Origin of the sequence: Frigoribacterium sp. Leaf263, assembly GCF_001422285.1 — a bacterium.
GTDB lineage: Bacteria > Actinomycetota > Actinomycetes > Actinomycetales > Microbacteriaceae > Frigoribacterium.
Window position 1 is genome coordinate 513,331 of record NZ_LMMO01000004.1, and the last position, 14,554, is coordinate 527,884.

General features: G+C 68.4%; 18 protein-coding genes. 17 read left to right on the forward strand and 1 reads right to left on the reverse strand.

Annotated features, from left to right (window positions below; genetic code table 11):
- Position 1 precedes the first annotated feature (1 nt).
- The 7 genes from rplR (at position 2) to map (ending at position 4,774) form a co-directional block, all read left to right on the forward strand.
- Positions 2 to 373, forward strand: coding sequence for a 50S ribosomal protein L18 (gene rplR, locus ASF17_RS11755; RefSeq protein WP_055799919.1), 372 nt, complete (start codon positions 2 to 4; stop codon positions 371 to 373).
- Complete coding sequence (gene rpsE / locus ASF17_RS11760; RefSeq protein ID WP_055799922.1) at positions 370 to 1,110, forward strand: 30S ribosomal protein S5; 741 nt, start codon at positions 370 to 372, stop codon at positions 1,108 to 1,110. Before rplR ends, rpsE begins: the two co-directional genes overlap by 4 nt.
- Positions 1,110 to 1,295, forward strand: coding sequence for a 50S ribosomal protein L30 (gene rpmD, locus ASF17_RS11765; RefSeq protein ID WP_055799925.1), 186 nt, complete (start codon positions 1,110 to 1,112; stop codon positions 1,293 to 1,295). Before rpsE ends, rpmD begins: the two co-directional genes overlap by 1 nt.
- Entirely contained in the window at positions 1,295 to 1,924 is a 630-nt protein-coding gene (rplO, locus tag ASF17_RS11770; protein WP_082475306.1) for a 50S ribosomal protein L15, read from the forward strand. Before rpmD ends, rplO begins: the two co-directional genes overlap by 1 nt.
- A gap of 68 nt (positions 1,925 to 1,992) precedes the next feature.
- A complete protein-coding gene (gene secY, locus ASF17_RS11775; protein WP_055799928.1) occupies positions 1,993 to 3,315 on the forward strand; it encodes a preprotein translocase subunit SecY in 1,323 nt (440 codons plus the stop codon).
- Positions 3,312 to 3,935 (forward strand): adenylate kinase, encoded by a 624-nt coding sequence (locus ASF17_RS11780; protein WP_055799932.1) that lies wholly within the window; start codon positions 3,312 to 3,314, stop codon positions 3,933 to 3,935. The genes secY and ASF17_RS11780 overlap by 4 nt, the downstream gene beginning before the upstream one ends.
- Positions 3,932 to 4,774 (forward strand): type I methionyl aminopeptidase, encoded by an 843-nt coding sequence (gene map / locus ASF17_RS11785; protein ID WP_268761078.1) that lies wholly within the window; start codon positions 3,932 to 3,934, stop codon positions 4,772 to 4,774. The genes ASF17_RS11780 and map overlap by 4 nt, the downstream gene beginning before the upstream one ends.
- Positions 4,775 to 4,836: 62 nt before the next feature.
- On the opposite strand, the gene ASF17_RS11790 is transcribed toward map, so the two are convergent.
- Entirely contained in the window at positions 4,837 to 6,102 is a 1,266-nt protein-coding gene (locus tag ASF17_RS11790; protein WP_055799936.1) for an LCP family protein, read from the reverse strand.
- Positions 6,103 to 6,278: 176 nt separating this feature from the next.
- Here ASF17_RS11790 and infA point away from each other — a divergent pair, with 176 nt between their 5' ends.
- The 10 genes from infA (at position 6,279) to rpsI (ending at position 14,529) form a co-directional block, all read left to right on the forward strand.
- Positions 6,279 to 6,500, forward strand: a complete 222-nt coding sequence (infA, locus tag ASF17_RS11795; RefSeq protein WP_043593329.1) for a translation initiation factor IF-1 — start codon at positions 6,279 to 6,281, stop codon at positions 6,498 to 6,500.
- 68 nt (positions 6,501 to 6,568) lie between these two features.
- Positions 6,569 to 6,685 (forward strand): 50S ribosomal protein L36, encoded by a 117-nt coding sequence (gene rpmJ / locus ASF17_RS11800; RefSeq protein ID WP_043593327.1) that lies wholly within the window; start codon positions 6,569 to 6,571, stop codon positions 6,683 to 6,685.
- Positions 6,686 to 6,862: 177 nt separating this feature from the next.
- Positions 6,863 to 7,237 carry a 30S ribosomal protein S13 gene (gene rpsM, locus ASF17_RS11805; protein ID WP_055799939.1) on the forward strand — a complete coding sequence of 125 codons (375 nt, stop codon included), beginning with the start codon at positions 6,863 to 6,865 and terminating at the stop codon, positions 7,235 to 7,237.
- A gap of 45 nt (positions 7,238 to 7,282) precedes the next feature.
- A complete protein-coding gene (gene rpsK, locus ASF17_RS11810; protein WP_055799944.1) occupies positions 7,283 to 7,681 on the forward strand; it encodes a 30S ribosomal protein S11 in 399 nt (132 codons plus the stop codon).
- Positions 7,682 to 7,869: 188 nt separating this feature from the next.
- Entirely contained in the window at positions 7,870 to 8,862 is a 993-nt protein-coding gene (locus ASF17_RS11815) for a DNA-directed RNA polymerase subunit alpha (protein WP_055799947.1), read from the forward strand.
- A 51-nt stretch (positions 8,863 to 8,913) separates the two neighbouring features.
- Positions 8,914 to 9,480: a 50S ribosomal protein L17 gene (gene rplQ / locus ASF17_RS11820; protein ID WP_055799951.1), complete on the forward strand. Its 567-nt coding sequence runs from the start codon at positions 8,914 to 8,916 to the stop codon at positions 9,478 to 9,480.
- Positions 9,481 to 9,711: 231 nt separating this feature from the next.
- Complete coding sequence (locus ASF17_RS11825; RefSeq protein ID WP_082475308.1) at positions 9,712 to 12,399, forward strand: ExeM/NucH family extracellular endonuclease; 2,688 nt, start codon at positions 9,712 to 9,714, stop codon at positions 12,397 to 12,399.
- Positions 12,400 to 12,488: 89 nt separating this feature from the next.
- A complete protein-coding gene (locus ASF17_RS11830; protein ID WP_200913477.1) occupies positions 12,489 to 13,391 on the forward strand; it encodes a tRNA pseudouridine synthase A in 903 nt (300 codons plus the stop codon).
- A gap of 173 nt (positions 13,392 to 13,564) precedes the next feature.
- Positions 13,565 to 14,011 (forward strand): 50S ribosomal protein L13, encoded by a 447-nt coding sequence (gene rplM, locus ASF17_RS11835; protein WP_055799954.1) that lies wholly within the window; start codon positions 13,565 to 13,567, stop codon positions 14,009 to 14,011.
- Between the two features lie 32 nt (positions 14,012 to 14,043).
- Entirely contained in the window at positions 14,044 to 14,529 is a 486-nt protein-coding gene (gene rpsI / locus ASF17_RS11840) for a 30S ribosomal protein S9 (protein ID WP_055799957.1), read from the forward strand.
- The last annotated feature ends 25 nt before the right edge of the window (positions 14,530 to 14,554 follow it).

Below are 14,554 nucleotides of genomic sequence, written 5' to 3' on the forward strand. Positions count from 1 at the left end.
CATGGGTCTCGGTACACGAGGAAAGAGCAAGTCGGCCGCCACCAAGCGCCGTCACACCCGCCTGCGCAAGAAGGTCGTGGGCACCGAAGAGCGCCCCCGTCTCGTCGTCACCCGTTCGGCCCGGCACGTCTTCGTGCAGGTCGTCGACGACAGCAAGGGCTTCACCGTCGCCAGCGCATCGACCCTCGAGGCCGACATGCGCTCGTTCGACGGCGACAAGACCGCGAAGTCCCGCAAGGTCGGCGAGCTCGTCGCCGAGCGCGCGAAGGCAGCGGGCATCGAGGCCGTCGTGTTCGATCGCGGCGGCAACAAGTACGCCGGACGCGTCGCGGCCATCGCCGAAGGCGCCCGAGAGGCTGGTTTGAACCTGTGAGCGACGCTACGAACACCACACCCCCCGCTGAGCCCGAGGCGACCAAGGCTCCGGCCGAGGCCGTCGTCGAGCGTCCCGTCGAGACGGCTGCCGGATCCGAGTCCAACAACCGCGAGGGTGGTCGCACCGACCGCCGTGGCGGCCAGGGCCGCGGAGACCGCAACGCCGGTGGCCGTGGCCGTGGCGACCGCGACGACAAGAGCCAGTTCCTGGAGCGCGTCGTCACGATCAACCGCGTGTCGAAGGTCGTCAAGGGCGGTCGTCGCTTCAGCTTCACCGCGCTCGTCGTCGTCGGAGACGGCAACGGACTCGTCGGCGTCGGCTACGGCAAGGCCCGCGAGGTCCCCACGGCCATCAGCAAGGGCGTCGAAGAGGCCAAGAAGAACTTCTTCCGCGTCCCGCGCATCGGCAACACCATCCCGCACCCCGTGCAGGGTGAGGCCGCTGCCGGCGTCGTCATGCTGCGTCCGGCTTCCGCCGGTACCGGTGTCATCGCCGGTGGTCCCGTCCGCGCCGTGCTCGAGTGCGCCGGTGTCCACGACGTCCTGAGCAAGTCGCTCGGTTCGTCGAACACGATCAACATCGTCCACGCGACCGTCGAGGCGCTCAAGCAGCTCGAGGAGCCGCGCGCCGTCGCTGCTCGTCGTGGGCTCGACATCGACGCCGTCATGCCGGCCTTCATGGTCCGTGCAGAGCAGGCCGCGCGCGACGCCGCAACCGAGAAGGCAGGTGCATGATGGCCGCCAACCTCAAGGTGACCCAGATCAAGTCCGTAATCAGCGAGAAGCAGAACCAGCGTGACACGCTGCGGAGCTTGGGCCTCAAGCGCATCGGCCAGTCGGTCGTGCGCGAAGACAACAAGCAGAACCGCGGCTACGTCAACACGGTCGCTCACCTCGTGAAGGTCGAGGAGATTGACTAATGGCTGACGAGAAGAAGGAGACGGCCGAGAAGGCCGCTCCGAAGAAGGCTGCCGCCACGAAGGCGACGACCACCAAGGCGGCTCCCAAGGCCGCCGCCAAGAAGCCGGCCGCCGACAAGGCAGCTGCTTCGACGGGTTCGACCACCAAGGCCGCTCCCGCCGCGAAGTCGTCCGACGACGTCGCCCGTCCCCAGGTGCTCAAGGTGCACCACCTTCGCCCGGCTCCCGGTGCCAAGAAGGCGAAGACCCGTGTGGGACGCGGTGAGGGTTCGAAGGGTAAGACCGCCGGACGTGGAACCAAGGGTCAGAAGGCCCGGTACCAGGTCAAGGTCGGCTTCGAAGGTGGGCAGATGCCTCTGCACATGCGTACTCCGAAGCTGCGCGGGTTCAAGAACCCGTTCCGCGTCGAGTACCAGGTCGTGAACCTCGAGAAGCTCGGCGAGCTCTACCCGCAGGGTGGGGACGTCACCGTGAGCGACCTCGTCGCGAAGGGCGCCGTCCGCAAGAACGAGAAGGTCAAGGTCCTCGGACAGGGCGACCTCAGCGTCAAGCTGACCGTCGCGGTCGACAAGGTCTCCGGCTCCGCCGAGGACAAGATCGTCGCCGCCGGCGGGTCCGTCACCAAGTAATCACCTGAGGGGGTGGTCCGCAAGGGCCACCCCCATCAGTCGTCTATCCTCGTACCGGGAGGCACCACGTGTTCAGAGCTGTCGCGCGAATCATGCGCACCCCCGACCTTCGTCGCAAGATCGGGTTCACGCTCGGCATCATCGCGCTCTTCCGGTTGGGTTCGTTCATCCCCGCACCGTTCGTGGACTACCAGAACGTGCAGCTCTGCCTGGCCGGCAACACGGGCACCTCGGGTCTCTACGAGCTCGTCAACCTCTTCAGCGGCGGGGCGCTGCTCCAGCTCTCCGTCTTCGCGCTCGGCATCATGCCGTACATCACATCGTCGATCATCGTGCAGCTGCTGCGCGTGGTCATCCCGCACTTCGACACCCTGTACAAAGAGGGCCAGTCGGGTCAGGCGAAGCTCACCCAGTACACGCGCTACCTCACCATCGCCCTCGGCATCCTCCAGTCGACGACCCTGATCACCGTGGCCCGCTCCGGCGCCCTGTTCAGCGGATCCGGCGCTGCCGAGTGCAGCCAGCTGATCACGAACGACGCCTGGTACGCCGTGATGCTCATGGTCATCACCATGACGGCCGGAACCGGCCTCATCATGTGGATGGGCGAGCTCATCACCGAGCGCGGCATCGGCAACGGCATGTCGCTGCTGATCTTCACCTCCATCGCGGCGCGTTTCCCCACGGCCCTCTGGAGCATCGCTCAGGCCCGCAGCTTCGAGATCTTCCTCATGGTCATCGCCGTCGGCCTGGTCATCATGGCCGCCGTCGTCTTCGTCGAGCAGTCCCAGCGACGCATCCCCGTGCAGTACGCCAAGCGGATGGTCGGCAGGCGGACGTACGGCGGCAACAACACGTACATCCCCATCAAGGTGAACATGGCCGGCGTCGTGCCCGTCATCTTCGCCTCGTCGCTCCTGTACCTCCCGGCTCTCGTCGCTCAGTTCAACCAACCGGCCGACGGCACGGCGCCTCCCGCGTGGGTCAGCTGGGTGCAGGCCAACCTCACCTCAGGCGACAACCCGCTCTACATGCTCGTGTACTTCGCGCTCATCGTCGGGTTCACGTACTTCTACGTCGCGATCACCTTCAACCCCGAAGAGGTCGCCGACAACATGAAGAAGTACGGCGGGTTTATCCCGGGCATCCGCGCCGGTCGACCCACGGCCGAGTACCTCGACTACGTGCTCACCCGCGTCACGCTCCCCGGTGCTCTGTACCTCGGCATCATCGCCCTCATCCCGCTGATCGCCCTGGCGACCGTGGGGGCGAACCAGAACTTCCCCTTCGGAGGCGCGAGCATCCTGATCATCGTCGGCGTCGGTCTCGAGACGGTCAAGCAGATCGACTCGCAACTCCAGCAGCGTCACTACGAAGGGCTCCTCCGATGACCGCCGGTGTCGACGGCGCGGTCAGCCCGCGCCTCCTGATCGTCGGTCCTCCCGGCGCGGGCAAGGGCACTCAGGCCACGGCGATCGCTCAGGCCTTCAAGATCCCCGCCATCTCGACGGGCGACATCTTCCGGGCGAACGTGAAGAACGAGACCGAGCTCGGACTCAAGGTCAAGGCGATCCTGGACGCCGGAGACTACGTCCCGGACAGCCTCACCAACGAGCTCATCTCCGACCGCCTGAGCCAGGCGGACGCGGCCGAAGGGTTCCTCCTCGACGGCTACCCCCGCACGATCCCTCAGGTCGAGTTCCTCGACGCCCGTCTCGCCGCTCAGGGTCAGGCGCTCACCGCGGTCGTCCAGCTCGTCGCCGACCGCGACGCGATCGTCGAGCGGCTCCGCAAGCGGGCTCTCGAGCAGGGGCGCTCCGACGACACCGAAGACGCCATCCGCCACCGTCAGGACGTCTACCTGCGCGAGACCGCTCCTCTCATCGAGACGTACCGTGAGCGCGGACTGCTCGTCGACGTCGACGGACTGGGCAGCGTCGACGAGGTGGCCGCACGCATCGACGCGGCCCTGAACGACCGCGGCCTGCGTCCCGTCGCGGCGGCCTCCTGACGCGCGTGGGTCTGCGCCGACCCGGGATCTACAAGAGCCGGGACGAGATGCGGTCCATGATCCGTCCGGGTCTGCTGACGGCGGAGTCGCTCGACGCCGTGGCCGCGGCCATCCGACCCGGGGTCTCGACTCTCGAGCTCGACGCCATCGCCGAGAAGGTCATCCGCGACGGTGGCGGCGTGCCCAACTTCATGCTCGTCCCCGGATACAGTCACACGGTCTGCGCCTCCGTCAACGACGAGGTCGTTCACGGGATCCCGGGTGAGCGCGTGCTCCGCGCCGGCGACATCGTCTCGATCGACAGCGGTGCCGAGGTCGACGGGTGGAACGGCGACAGCGCCCGCACGTTCGTCCTCGACGCGGCCGATGCCACCGAGGTGGACTTCGAGCGCCGTCGTCTGAACCGGGTGACCGAAGAGGCCCTCTGGCACGGCATCGCGGCTCTGGCGACCGCCCGTCGACTCGACGAGGTCGGTGGCGCGATCGAGGACCACGTCGAGAGCCAGGGCGTGTTCGGGATCATCGAGGACTACACCGGTCACGGCATCGGCCGTTCCATGCATGAGGATCCGCCGGTCTTCAACTACCGCGTGTCCGGTCGCAGCCCAGTCGTCAAGCCGGGTCTCGTGGTGGCCATCGAGCCCATGATCACCCTCGGAACGATCGACACGGTGACGCAGGCCGACGACTGGACGGTCTCGACGACGGACGGCTCCGACGCCGCGCACTGGGAGCACTCGGTGGCCGTCCACGACGGTGGCATCTGGGTCCTCACGGCAGCCGACGGAGGAGCCTCAGGACTCGCGCCCCTCGGCATCCGCCCGGTGCCCATCGCCTGACGGGCGCGACGTCGCCGCGACGTCCCCGCCGGACCCTCTCGCGCCTCCTCGGGCCGCCGGGGTCAGCCGTTGCCGACCGAGCAGGTCTGCTCGGCCGCCGTCTGACCGCTGATGGACGACGGGAGCGTCGAGACCGGCGCCTCCGTCGAGGCCGGATCTGGGACGGATGTCGGAGCCGGGGAGGTGCCGGTCGCCTCGGTCGGTTCGGTCGTCTCGCTGGGCGCGGGGGCATCCGAGGAGCCTTCGACGACGGAGGCGCGTCCGGTGGCCTCGTCTCCGACCGTGAACTTGGTGTCGGCGGCGAGGGCGGCGTTGAGCGTCGCGGCGTCCGCCTCGGCCGGGACGACGCGGTTGGAGTCGTACGGGTCGTCGACCACGGGGTACTGCACGAAGACGATGTCGGCGGGGGAGAGCCCGCGCGCCGCGTACGCGAGCTGGACGAGCGTGTCGGGGGAGTTGAGGGTCGACGAGAGCTCCATGTTGCCGAGAGCCGCCGACGCCAGCTTGTAGAGGGTCGCCGGGTTCGAGAGCGTGCCCACGGAGAGGATCTGGCGCATCATGGCCGACAGGAACACCTGCTGCGAGCTGATCCGCGCGAGGTCGCTGCCATCGCCGACACCGTGACGCGTGCGCAGGAACGCCAGCGCATCGACGCCCTGGAGAGAGTGCGTCCCGGCCGCCAGGTCGAGACCGCTGTCGGTGTCGGTGATCTGCTGCGCGACGCAGACGTCGACGCCGCCGAGGGCGTTGGACATCTCGATGACTCCGTCGAAGGTGATGGCCGAGGCGTAGGGGATGGCGAGCCCCGTGAGGGACTCCACGGTCGACACGGTGCACGACAGGCCGCCGCGTTCGAGGGTGGTGTTGAACTGCGTGCGGCTCTCCGCGGGGTAGTACGTGCCATCCGGACCGGTGCACTCGGGGACGTCGACCATCAGGTCGCGCGGGAAGCTGATGGCGCTCAGCTGCTGGTGGTCCTCCGACAGGTGGACGAGGATCGTCACGTCGTTGCGGGCGCCCTCGGTCGTCCCGGCGTCGATGGCGCTGTCGGCCACGCGGACGTCCGTCCCGACGAGCAGGATGTTCGCGCCTCCCTGGATCTCGGAGATCTTGACGTCCCGCACGGTGTCCTCGTTGCCGAGCACCACCGTCGACACCCCGGACGTCGCGGATCGCACGGCGATGGCCGCCACGGACGCGCCGCTCACGAGGACGACGGCGAGGCCGCCGGCGACCAGGGCGAGAAGAGGGCGGAGAGGTCCGCGTCGACGGAGCCGACCGTGACGGGCGACGCCGCGCAGCCGCGACGGGGTGGGGCGACCGGGCATGCGGGCTCCTCTTCGGCGTGTCTCGTCGGATCCGGCGTGTCGCATCGACATCGCGGGTTGCTGAACTATAGCGGCATCACCTAAGCTCGACCTTTGGTGTCTCGTGCTCGTTCTGTGCGCGGGTTCACCGCATCCCCGCACGACCAACACCCCCGAACCTGAGCGACAGTGAGGCTATGGCCAAAAAAGACGGTGTCATCGAAATCGAAGGCGCAGTGATCGAGGCTCTTCCCAACGCGATGTTCCGCGTTGAGTTGACGAACGGCCACCGAGTTCTCGCCCACATCTCCGGAAAGATGCGTCAGCACTACATCCGCATCCTCCCCGAAGACCGCGTGATCGTCGAACTCTCGCCCTACGACTTGACCCGCGGCCGGATCGTCTACCGCTACAAGTAGGGCGTGCTGGAAAGGAACGGCCTCACGCACCCGTGAGGCACGAAGCCAGCGAGATCAAGGAATCAGCAATGAAGGTCAACCCCAGCGTCAAGCCCATCTGCGAGCACTGCAAGGTGATCCGCCGCAAGGGCAACGTCATGGTCATCTGCAAGAGCAACCCGCGCCACAAGCAGCGCCAGGGCTAGCCCTCGGGTCGCGTGACGCGGCCTGAAGATGCCGGATCGGCTCCGCCGGTCCACTGCAACACCGACAAAGCAGCACCAGAACCACGATCGCTCCGGCGGTCGCGGGGACACCCCGGGGCGGAGGCCCGGGCACCGGTGCTGTGACAGACCTCCACCACTCTCCGAGGAGAAGCCACCATGGCACGTCTAGCAGGCGTTGACATCCCGCGCGACAAGCGCGTGGAAGTCGCACTGACCTACATCTACGGAGTCGGGCGCACGCGTGCGCTCCAGACTCTCGCCGACACCGAGATCGACGGCAACATCCGCGTCAAGGACCTGACGGACGATCAGCTCGTCCTTCTCCGCGACCACATCGAGGGCAACTTCAAGGTCGAGGGTGACCTCCGTCGCGAGGTCGCCGCCGACATCCGCCGCAAGGTCGAGATCGGCAGCTACGAAGGCATCCGCCACCGCCGCGGCCTGCCTGTCCGCGGACAGCGCACCAAGACGAACGCTCGTACCCGCAAGGGCCCGAAGCGCACCGTCGCCGGCAAGAAGAAGGCTCGCTAGGCCCCGGCGCCCGCCGTACTCGCCCTTAGGTTGTAGGAGAAAAAATTGGCAGCACCGAAGTCGGCCGCGCGTAAGCCCCGCCGCAAAGAGAAGAAGAACGTCGCCGTGGGTCAGGCCCACATCAAGAGCACGTTCAACAACACCATCGTTTCGATCACCGACCCCTCGGGTGCCGTGCTGAGCTGGGCTTCGTCCGGCGCGGTCGGCTTCAAGGGTTCGCGCAAGTCGACGCCCTTCGCCGCGCAGCTCGCTGCCGAGTCGGCCGCTCGACAGGCGCAGGAGCACGGCGTCAAGAAGGTCGACGTCTTCGTCAAGGGTCCGGGTTCCGGTCGCGAGACGGCGATCCGTTCGCTTCAGGCCGCCGGCCTCGAGGTGGGCTCGATCAACGACGTCACCCCGCAGGCGCACAACGGCTGCCGCCCGCCGAAGCGTCGTCGCGTCTAACTGAGTTCCCGCCCGTCGCGTCCCCCTCATCCGGTCATCGGATGGAGGGGGCGCGGCGGGCTACACCGCGTTCACACCGCCTCCAGCGTCACCCGCCGGGGCCCCACAACTCAACAGACCCGACCGGCCCGCCACCTGTCGTACCGCCAAGAGTCATATAGCGGACTCTTCGCCGAAAGGAATCCACAGTGCTCATTGCACAGCGCCCCACCCTCACCGAGGAGAACATCTCGGAGTTCCGTTCACGCTTCGTGATCGAACCCCTCGAGCCCGGTTTCGGCTACACCCTCGGCAACTCGCTGCGCCGCACTCTTCTGTCGTCGATCCCCGGAGCCGCTGTCACCAGCATCCGCATCGACGGTGTGCTGCACGAGTTCACGACCGTCCCCGGTGTGAAAGAAGACGTCACCGAGGTCATCCTCAACATCAAGCAGCTCGTCGTCTCGAGCGAGCACGACGAGCCCATCACGGCGTACCTGCGCAAGCAGGGTGCCGGTCAGGTCACGGCCGCCGACATCTCGGCCCCGGCCGGTGTCGAGATCCACAACCCCGAGCTCGTCATCGCGACCCTGAACGACAAGGCCAAGTTCGAGCTCGAACTGACCATCGAGCGTGGCCGCGGCTACGTCTCGGCCGTCCAGAACCGCAGCGAGTTCAGCGAAGCGGGCCAGATCCCGATCGACTCGATCTACTCGCCCGTGCTCAAGGTGACCTACCGCGTCGAGGCGACTCGTGCCGGTGAGCGCACCGACTTCGACCGCCTGGTCGTCGACGTCGAGACGAAGCCGGCGATCTCGCCGCGCGACGCCATCGCCTCGGCCGGCCGCACGCTGACGGAGCTCTTCGGCCTCGCCCGTGAGCTGAACACCGCCGCAGAGGGCATCGAGATCGGCCCCGCGCCGGTCGACGCCGTCCTGTCGAGCGAACTGCAGACCCCGATCGAGGACCTCGACCTGTCGGTCCGCAGCTACAACTGCCTGAAGCGCGAGGGCATCAACACGGTGTCCGAGCTGGTCGCACTCTCCGAGACGCAGCTCATGAACATCCGCAACTTCGGTCAGAAGTCGGTCGACGAGGTGAAGGACAAGCTTGTCGAGCTCGGTCTCTCGTTGAAAGACACGGTCCCCGGGTTCGACGGAGCCCACTTCTACAGCGGTTACGACGAGGAAGAGACCAACTAGGTCTCGTCTCCCGACGCCCTGATCATCTTCGACAGCTAGGAAACAAAGATCATGCCCAAGCCCACCAAGGGTCCCCGCCTCGGAGGCGGCCCGGCTCACGAGCGTCTGATGCTCGCGAACCTCGCCGCTTCGCTCTTCGAGCACAAGAGCATCAAGACGACCGAGACCAAGGCCAAGCGCCTGCGTCCCGTCGCCGAGCGCCTCGTCACCTTCGCGAAGCGGGGCGACCTCGCGTCGCGTCGTCGTGCGATGCAGACGCTGCGCAACAACAAGGACGCCGCGCACATGCTCTTCACCGAGATCGCGCCGCTCGTCGAGAACCGTGAGGGCGGCTACACGCGCATCACGAAGCTCGGCTTCCGCAAGGGCGACAACGCCTCCATGGTGTCGATCGAGCTCGTCCTCGAGCCCGTCACCCCCAAGGTGAAGTCGTCGTCGAGCAGCAAGTCGGCCCCGGCCGCCGCTGCTCCCGCCGAGGAGGCCCCGGTCGAGGAGACCGAGACCGTCGAGGAGTCGGCGCCCGTCGAGGCCGAGACCGAGACGGCTGCTGCCGACGAGGTCGAGGCCGATGCCGCCGAGAAGTCGGACGACACCGCGAAGTCGGACGACACGAAGTAGTCGAGTCCCTCCGGAAGGACCCTGCAGCCCTCGTGCTGCGGGGTCCTTCTTCGTCGTCCCGGGGGTCGGTCCCGGGGGCCGGTCCTGGGCGGCGACCCCCGGTCCTCCGCTTGGGGGCCACCCGTGTACCCCGCTCGGGGGGTGTTCACTCGGGCGTCACGTCCCGGAAACCTGTGGAGATGCCAAGAAACATAAGGTCGTGTCGTCCCTGCCTCTCCGACGAAGGATCGCATGTCCGTTCGCCCCCGCCCCCTGACCCGGAAGCACATCGCCGTGGCGACCGGGCTCGCCCTCCTCGTGGCGCCCCTCGCGCCGCTGACCGCCGCCGACGCGGCCACCTCGGCCCCCGCCGCGGTCGCAGCCGCCGACGGCCTGATCATCGACGAGGCGTACCTCAAGGGCGGAAGCGCGAACGCGCCGTTCACCCACAAGTTCGTCGAGCTGTACAACCCGACGAGCAGCGCGATCTCGCTCGCCGGCTGGTCCCTGCAGTACCGCGCGGCGACCGCGACCGCCGTGTCCGGCGTCGGCGCCCTCGCCGGCACGGTGCCCGCCGGTGGCAGCTTCCTCGTGCAGCTCACGAGCAACGGCACCGTCGGTGAGGCGCTGCCCACCCCCGACGCGACGCTGGGGCTGAACCCCAGCGGCTCGACCGGCACCCTCGTGCTCTCGGATCGGGCGACGGCCGTGACCCTGCCGACCGGCGCCTCCTCGGTGGGTGTCGACGGAGTCGTCGACCTGCTGGGCTACGGGACCTCGAACACGTACGAGACCCGGGTCGCGGCGACCTCGGGCGGGAACGCCGTCCCCAACTCGCTGACGCGCACCGACCACGTCGACACCGACGTCAACGGCGACGACTTCTCGGTGTCCGACGTCGTCACGCCCACCAACTCGACCGGTGGCGGTGACGTGCCCACGGATCCCGAGGAGCCCACCGAGCCCGCGCCGTCGGTCGACGTGACCATCGCCGAGCTGCAGGGCGCGACGGCCACGAGCCCGTACGACGGGCAGCGCGTGACCACGCGCGGCGTCGTCACCGCGACGTACCCGACCGGCGGGCTGAACGGCTACGTCATCCAGACCCCGGGGACGGGAGGCGCGCTGGACTCCGCGACGCACGGCGCCTCGGACGCGGTCTTCGTCTTCTCGTCGGCGACCGCCTCGTCCGTGTCGATCGGCGACTACGTCGAGACGACCGGTCAGGCCGGCGAGTACTTCGGTCTCACGCAGGTGACCGTCGCGACGCCCGCCGACCTGACGGTGCTCGACGCCGGATCGGTCACGGCTCCGCTGCCCGCGACGGTCGGATTCCCCGAGACCGACGCCGAGCGCGAGGCGCTCGAGAGCATGCTGATCGCGCCGCAGGGCGAGTTCACCGTCAGCGACGTCTACACGACCAACCAGTACGGCGAGGTCGTGCTGGCGGCCGGCGACGGCCCGCTGCTGCAGCCCACCGAGGTGGCCCGCCCCGGAAGCGCGGAGTACACGGCGGCGGTCGCCGAGATCGCGGCCCGCAAGGTCGTCCTCGACGACGGATCGTCCGTCAACTTCTTCACGGCCTCGAACCAGTCGATCCCCGTGCCGTACCTCTCGACGGAGACGCCGGTCACCGTGGGTGCGCCCGTCACCTTCGACGAGCCGCTCATCCTGGACTTCCGCAACTCGTCGTGGAAGCTGCAGCCCACTGAGCGGGTGACCGGCGACACGGCCACGGCCGATCTGCCGGTGTCGTTCGGGAACATCCGCGAGGCCGCTCCCCGCGACGTCGGGGGCGACCTCCGACTCGCTGGGTTCAACGTGCTGAACTACTTCCCGACCACGGGTGATCAGCTGACCGGCTGCACGTACTACACCGACCGCTTCGGCGAGCCGGTCACCGTGCAGGGCGGCTGCGACGCGCGCGGAGCCGCGAACCAGGCGAGCTTCGAGCGCCAGCAGGCGAAGATCGTCGCGGCCGTCAACGGGCTCGACGCCGACGTGGTCTCGCTCGAGGAGATCGAGAACTCCGCCCGCTTCGGCCAGGACCGCGACGCGGCGCTGTCGACCCTGGTCGACGCTCTGAACGCCGACCTCGGCTCCGACGAGTGGGCGTTCGTCCCCTCGCCCGCCGCCCTCCCGGCGAACGAGGACGTCATCCGCCTGGCCTTCATCTACAAGAAGGCGACGACCGAGACCGTGGGAGGGTCGCGCATCCTGACCGACGCGCCGGCCTTCAGCAATGCCCGTCAGCCGCTCGCCCAGACGTTCGCTCCGGTCGGCGCGCCCGACGACGCGGACTTCGTCGTGATCGCGAACCACTTCAAGTCGAAGGGCAGCGGCACCGGCGTCGACGCCGACCTGGGCGACGGGCAGGGCGCCTCGAACGCCTCGCGGGTGAACCAGGCGGAGGCGCTGGCCGCGTTCTCGACGCGGGTGCAGGCGGATGCCGGCACCGACAAGGCGTTCCTGATCGGCGACTTCAACGCCTACTCGCAGGAGGACCCGATCGAGGTGCTGCGCGACGCCGGCTACACCGACCTGGGGTCGACCGAGACCGACGAGTACAGCTACGTGTTCGGCGGCCTGAGCGGATCGCTCGACCACGTGCTCGCCAGCCCCGCCGCGGTCGAGGCCGTGTCCGGGGTCGACATCTGGAACATCAACGCGGGCGAGTCGGTCGGTCTCGAGTACAGCCGCTACGACTACAACGCGGCGCCGCTCTTCGCCGACGGCCCGTACCGGTCCAGCGACCACGACCCGGTCGTCGTGGGGCTCGAGCTGGTCGGCGACGTCACGCCCGAGGAGCCTGGGCAGCCCGGCGAGCCCGAGCAGCCCGGTCACGGGGGAGGCGCGCCCACCCTCGGCCAGATCGTCACGGCGATCGTCACGGCGGTCATCGACTGGTTCAAGCAGCTCTTCGGCTGGCGCTGGCGGTAGCCGGCGGGTCGGGTGAGCCCGGCCGGTGCTGAGCAGGGCCCCGCGTCGTCGACGCGGGGCCCTGTCCTCGTCTCTCGTAGAATCGCAGGGTGACGACGACCGACGAACAGGCCCTGACGCGGGTCCGACTGAACGTCGCGTACGACGGCACCGGCTTCTCGGGCTGGAGCGAGCAGCCCGGTCGACGCACGGTCCAGGGCGAGATCGAGCAGGCCCTCGTCACCCTGTTCCGGCGACTCGGCGACGTGCCGACGGTCACCGTGGCCGGGCGGACCGACGCCGGAGTCCACGCTCGGGGTCAGGTCGTCCACCTCGATCTGACGGATGCGCAGATCGCGCAGCTCCAGCGGCCGCACCGGGGCATGGTCGACCGGTCGCCGCTCGATGCCCCGACGGTGCTGGCGCGTCGCCTGAACGGGCTCGCGGGCGCGTCCGACGAGATCGTCGTCTCGGGAGGGCGGGTCGCGCCTCCCGGGTTCCATGCCCGTTTCGGGGCGCTCTGGCGACGGTACGAGTACCGCATCGCCGACCGGGGTGCCGAACGCGACCCGGCGAGGCGGGGTCATACGCTCTGGTACGACCAGCGTCTCGACCTCGATCTGATGAACGCCACCGCCGCAGGTCTCCTCGGGCTGCACGACTGGGCCGCCTACTGCCGCCACCGCGAGTACGCGACGAGCATCCGCGAGCTGCAGGAGTTCCGATGGAGGCGCGAGGCCGACGGCGTGCTGATCGCGACCGTGCAGGCGGACGCCTTCTGCCACAACCTCGTGCGGAACCTCGTCGGCGCGTGCGTCGCGGTGGGCGAGGGCGTGCTGCCCCAGCATCGGGCCGTGGGCATCCGCCGCGAGGCCGCACGCAACGGCGAGTTCCGCGTCGTCCCCGCCCACGGGCTGACGATGGTCGAGGTCGGCTATCCGCCCGACGACGAGGTCGCGGCGCGGACGCTGCTGACGCAGGTGAAGCGGTCGGCCGCCCAGGTCGACGAGTGACGTTTGACGCCCCTGAGGCCGTCGGGTATCGTTGCCCCTTGGTGTCTGCGCAACTGCGCGCTTTCGCCCGAAGTTGAGCCCTCCACCTGATTCGTTCTCGTCGCATCTGCCTCGAGAACGGCGCCGGAGCGGGATTCACGAACCTCTCACCTCGACAAGGAAGCAGCACTACTGTGACGCGCACTTTCTCCCCCAAGCCGGCTGACGTTCAGCCGAACTGGCTGATCATCGACGCCAACGACGTCGTGCTCGGCCGTCTCGCCAGCCACGTGGCAGCCCTGCTGCGCGGCAAGCACAAGCCGACCTTCGCCCCGCACATGGACATGGGCGACTTCGTCATCGTCATCAACGCCGACAAGGTGGCCCTCACCGGCTCCAAGCTGGCCGAGAAGCTCTACTACCGTCACTCGGGCTACCCGGGCGGCCTGACGGCCACCACGTACTCCGAGATGGTCGAGAAGCACCCCACGCGTGCGGTCGAGAAGGCCATCCGCGGCATGCTGCCGAAGAACTCGCTGGGCCGTGCCCAGATCAAGAAGCTGAAGGTGTACGCGGGTGCCGAGCACCCCCACGCTGCTCAGCAGCCCACGGTTTACACCCTCGACCAGGTCGCCCAGTAGCGTCCGCCTTCAGACTTAAGGATTCCCACACAGTGGCTCAGATCGCAGATTCCATCGACCAGGCTCCCCAGAGCTTCACCACCGAGAGCACGGCCACCGAGGCCGAGGCGACGCCCCGCGCCGTCCTGAACGTTTCGGGTTCGGCCGTCGGTCGCCGCAAGGAGGCCATCGCCCGCGCTCGCCTCGTGCCCGGCACCGGCACCTTCGTCGTGAACGGCCGCACGCTCGAGGAGTACTTCCCGAACAAGCTGCACCAGCAGCTGATCAACGACCCGTTCAAGGTCCTCGACCTGCTCGGCGCGTACGACGTCACCGTCAAGGTGACCGGCGGCGGCCCCTCCGGCCAGGCCGGCGCGCTGCGCCTCGCGATCGCCCGTTCGCTCAACGAGATCGACCGCGAGAACAACCGTGCGACCCTCAAGAAGGCCGGCTTCCTGACTCGTGACGCCCGCGTCATCGAGCGCAAGAAGGCCGGTCTCAAGAAGGCCCGCAAGGCCTCGCAGTTCTCGAAGCGCTAAACGCGCACTCCACGGCAGGTCTCGC

Bases quoted from the DNA above. Each gene is read 5' to 3' on its own strand.
- rpsM (WP_055799939.1), top strand. From the start codon at position 6,863: ATGGCACGTCTAGCAGGCGTTGACATCCCGCGCGACAAGCGCGTGGAA.
- ASF17_RS11790 (WP_055799936.1), bottom strand. From the start codon at position 6,102: ATGCCCGGTCGCCCCACCCCGTCGCGGCTGCGCGGCGTCGCCCGTCAC.
- rplR (WP_055799919.1), top strand. From the start codon at position 2: ATGGGTCTCGGTACACGAGGAAAGAGCAAGTCGGCCGCCACCAAGCGC.
- rpmD (WP_055799925.1), top strand. From the start codon at position 1,110: ATGGCCGCCAACCTCAAGGTGACCCAGATCAAGTCCGTAATCAGCGAG.
- ASF17_RS11825 (WP_082475308.1), top strand. From the start codon at position 9,712: ATGTCCGTTCGCCCCCGCCCCCTGACCCGGAAGCACATCGCCGTGGCG.
- infA (WP_043593329.1), top strand. From the start codon at position 6,279: ATGGCCAAAAAAGACGGTGTCATCGAAATCGAAGGCGCAGTGATCGAG.
- rplQ (WP_055799951.1), top strand. From the start codon at position 8,914: ATGCCCAAGCCCACCAAGGGTCCCCGCCTCGGAGGCGGCCCGGCTCAC.
- ASF17_RS11780 (WP_055799932.1), top strand. From the start codon at position 3,312: ATGACCGCCGGTGTCGACGGCGCGGTCAGCCCGCGCCTCCTGATCGTC.
- rplO (WP_082475306.1), top strand. From the start codon at position 1,295: ATGGCTGACGAGAAGAAGGAGACGGCCGAGAAGGCCGCTCCGAAGAAG.
- rpmJ (WP_043593327.1), top strand. From the start codon at position 6,569: ATGAAGGTCAACCCCAGCGTCAAGCCCATCTGCGAGCACTGCAAGGTG.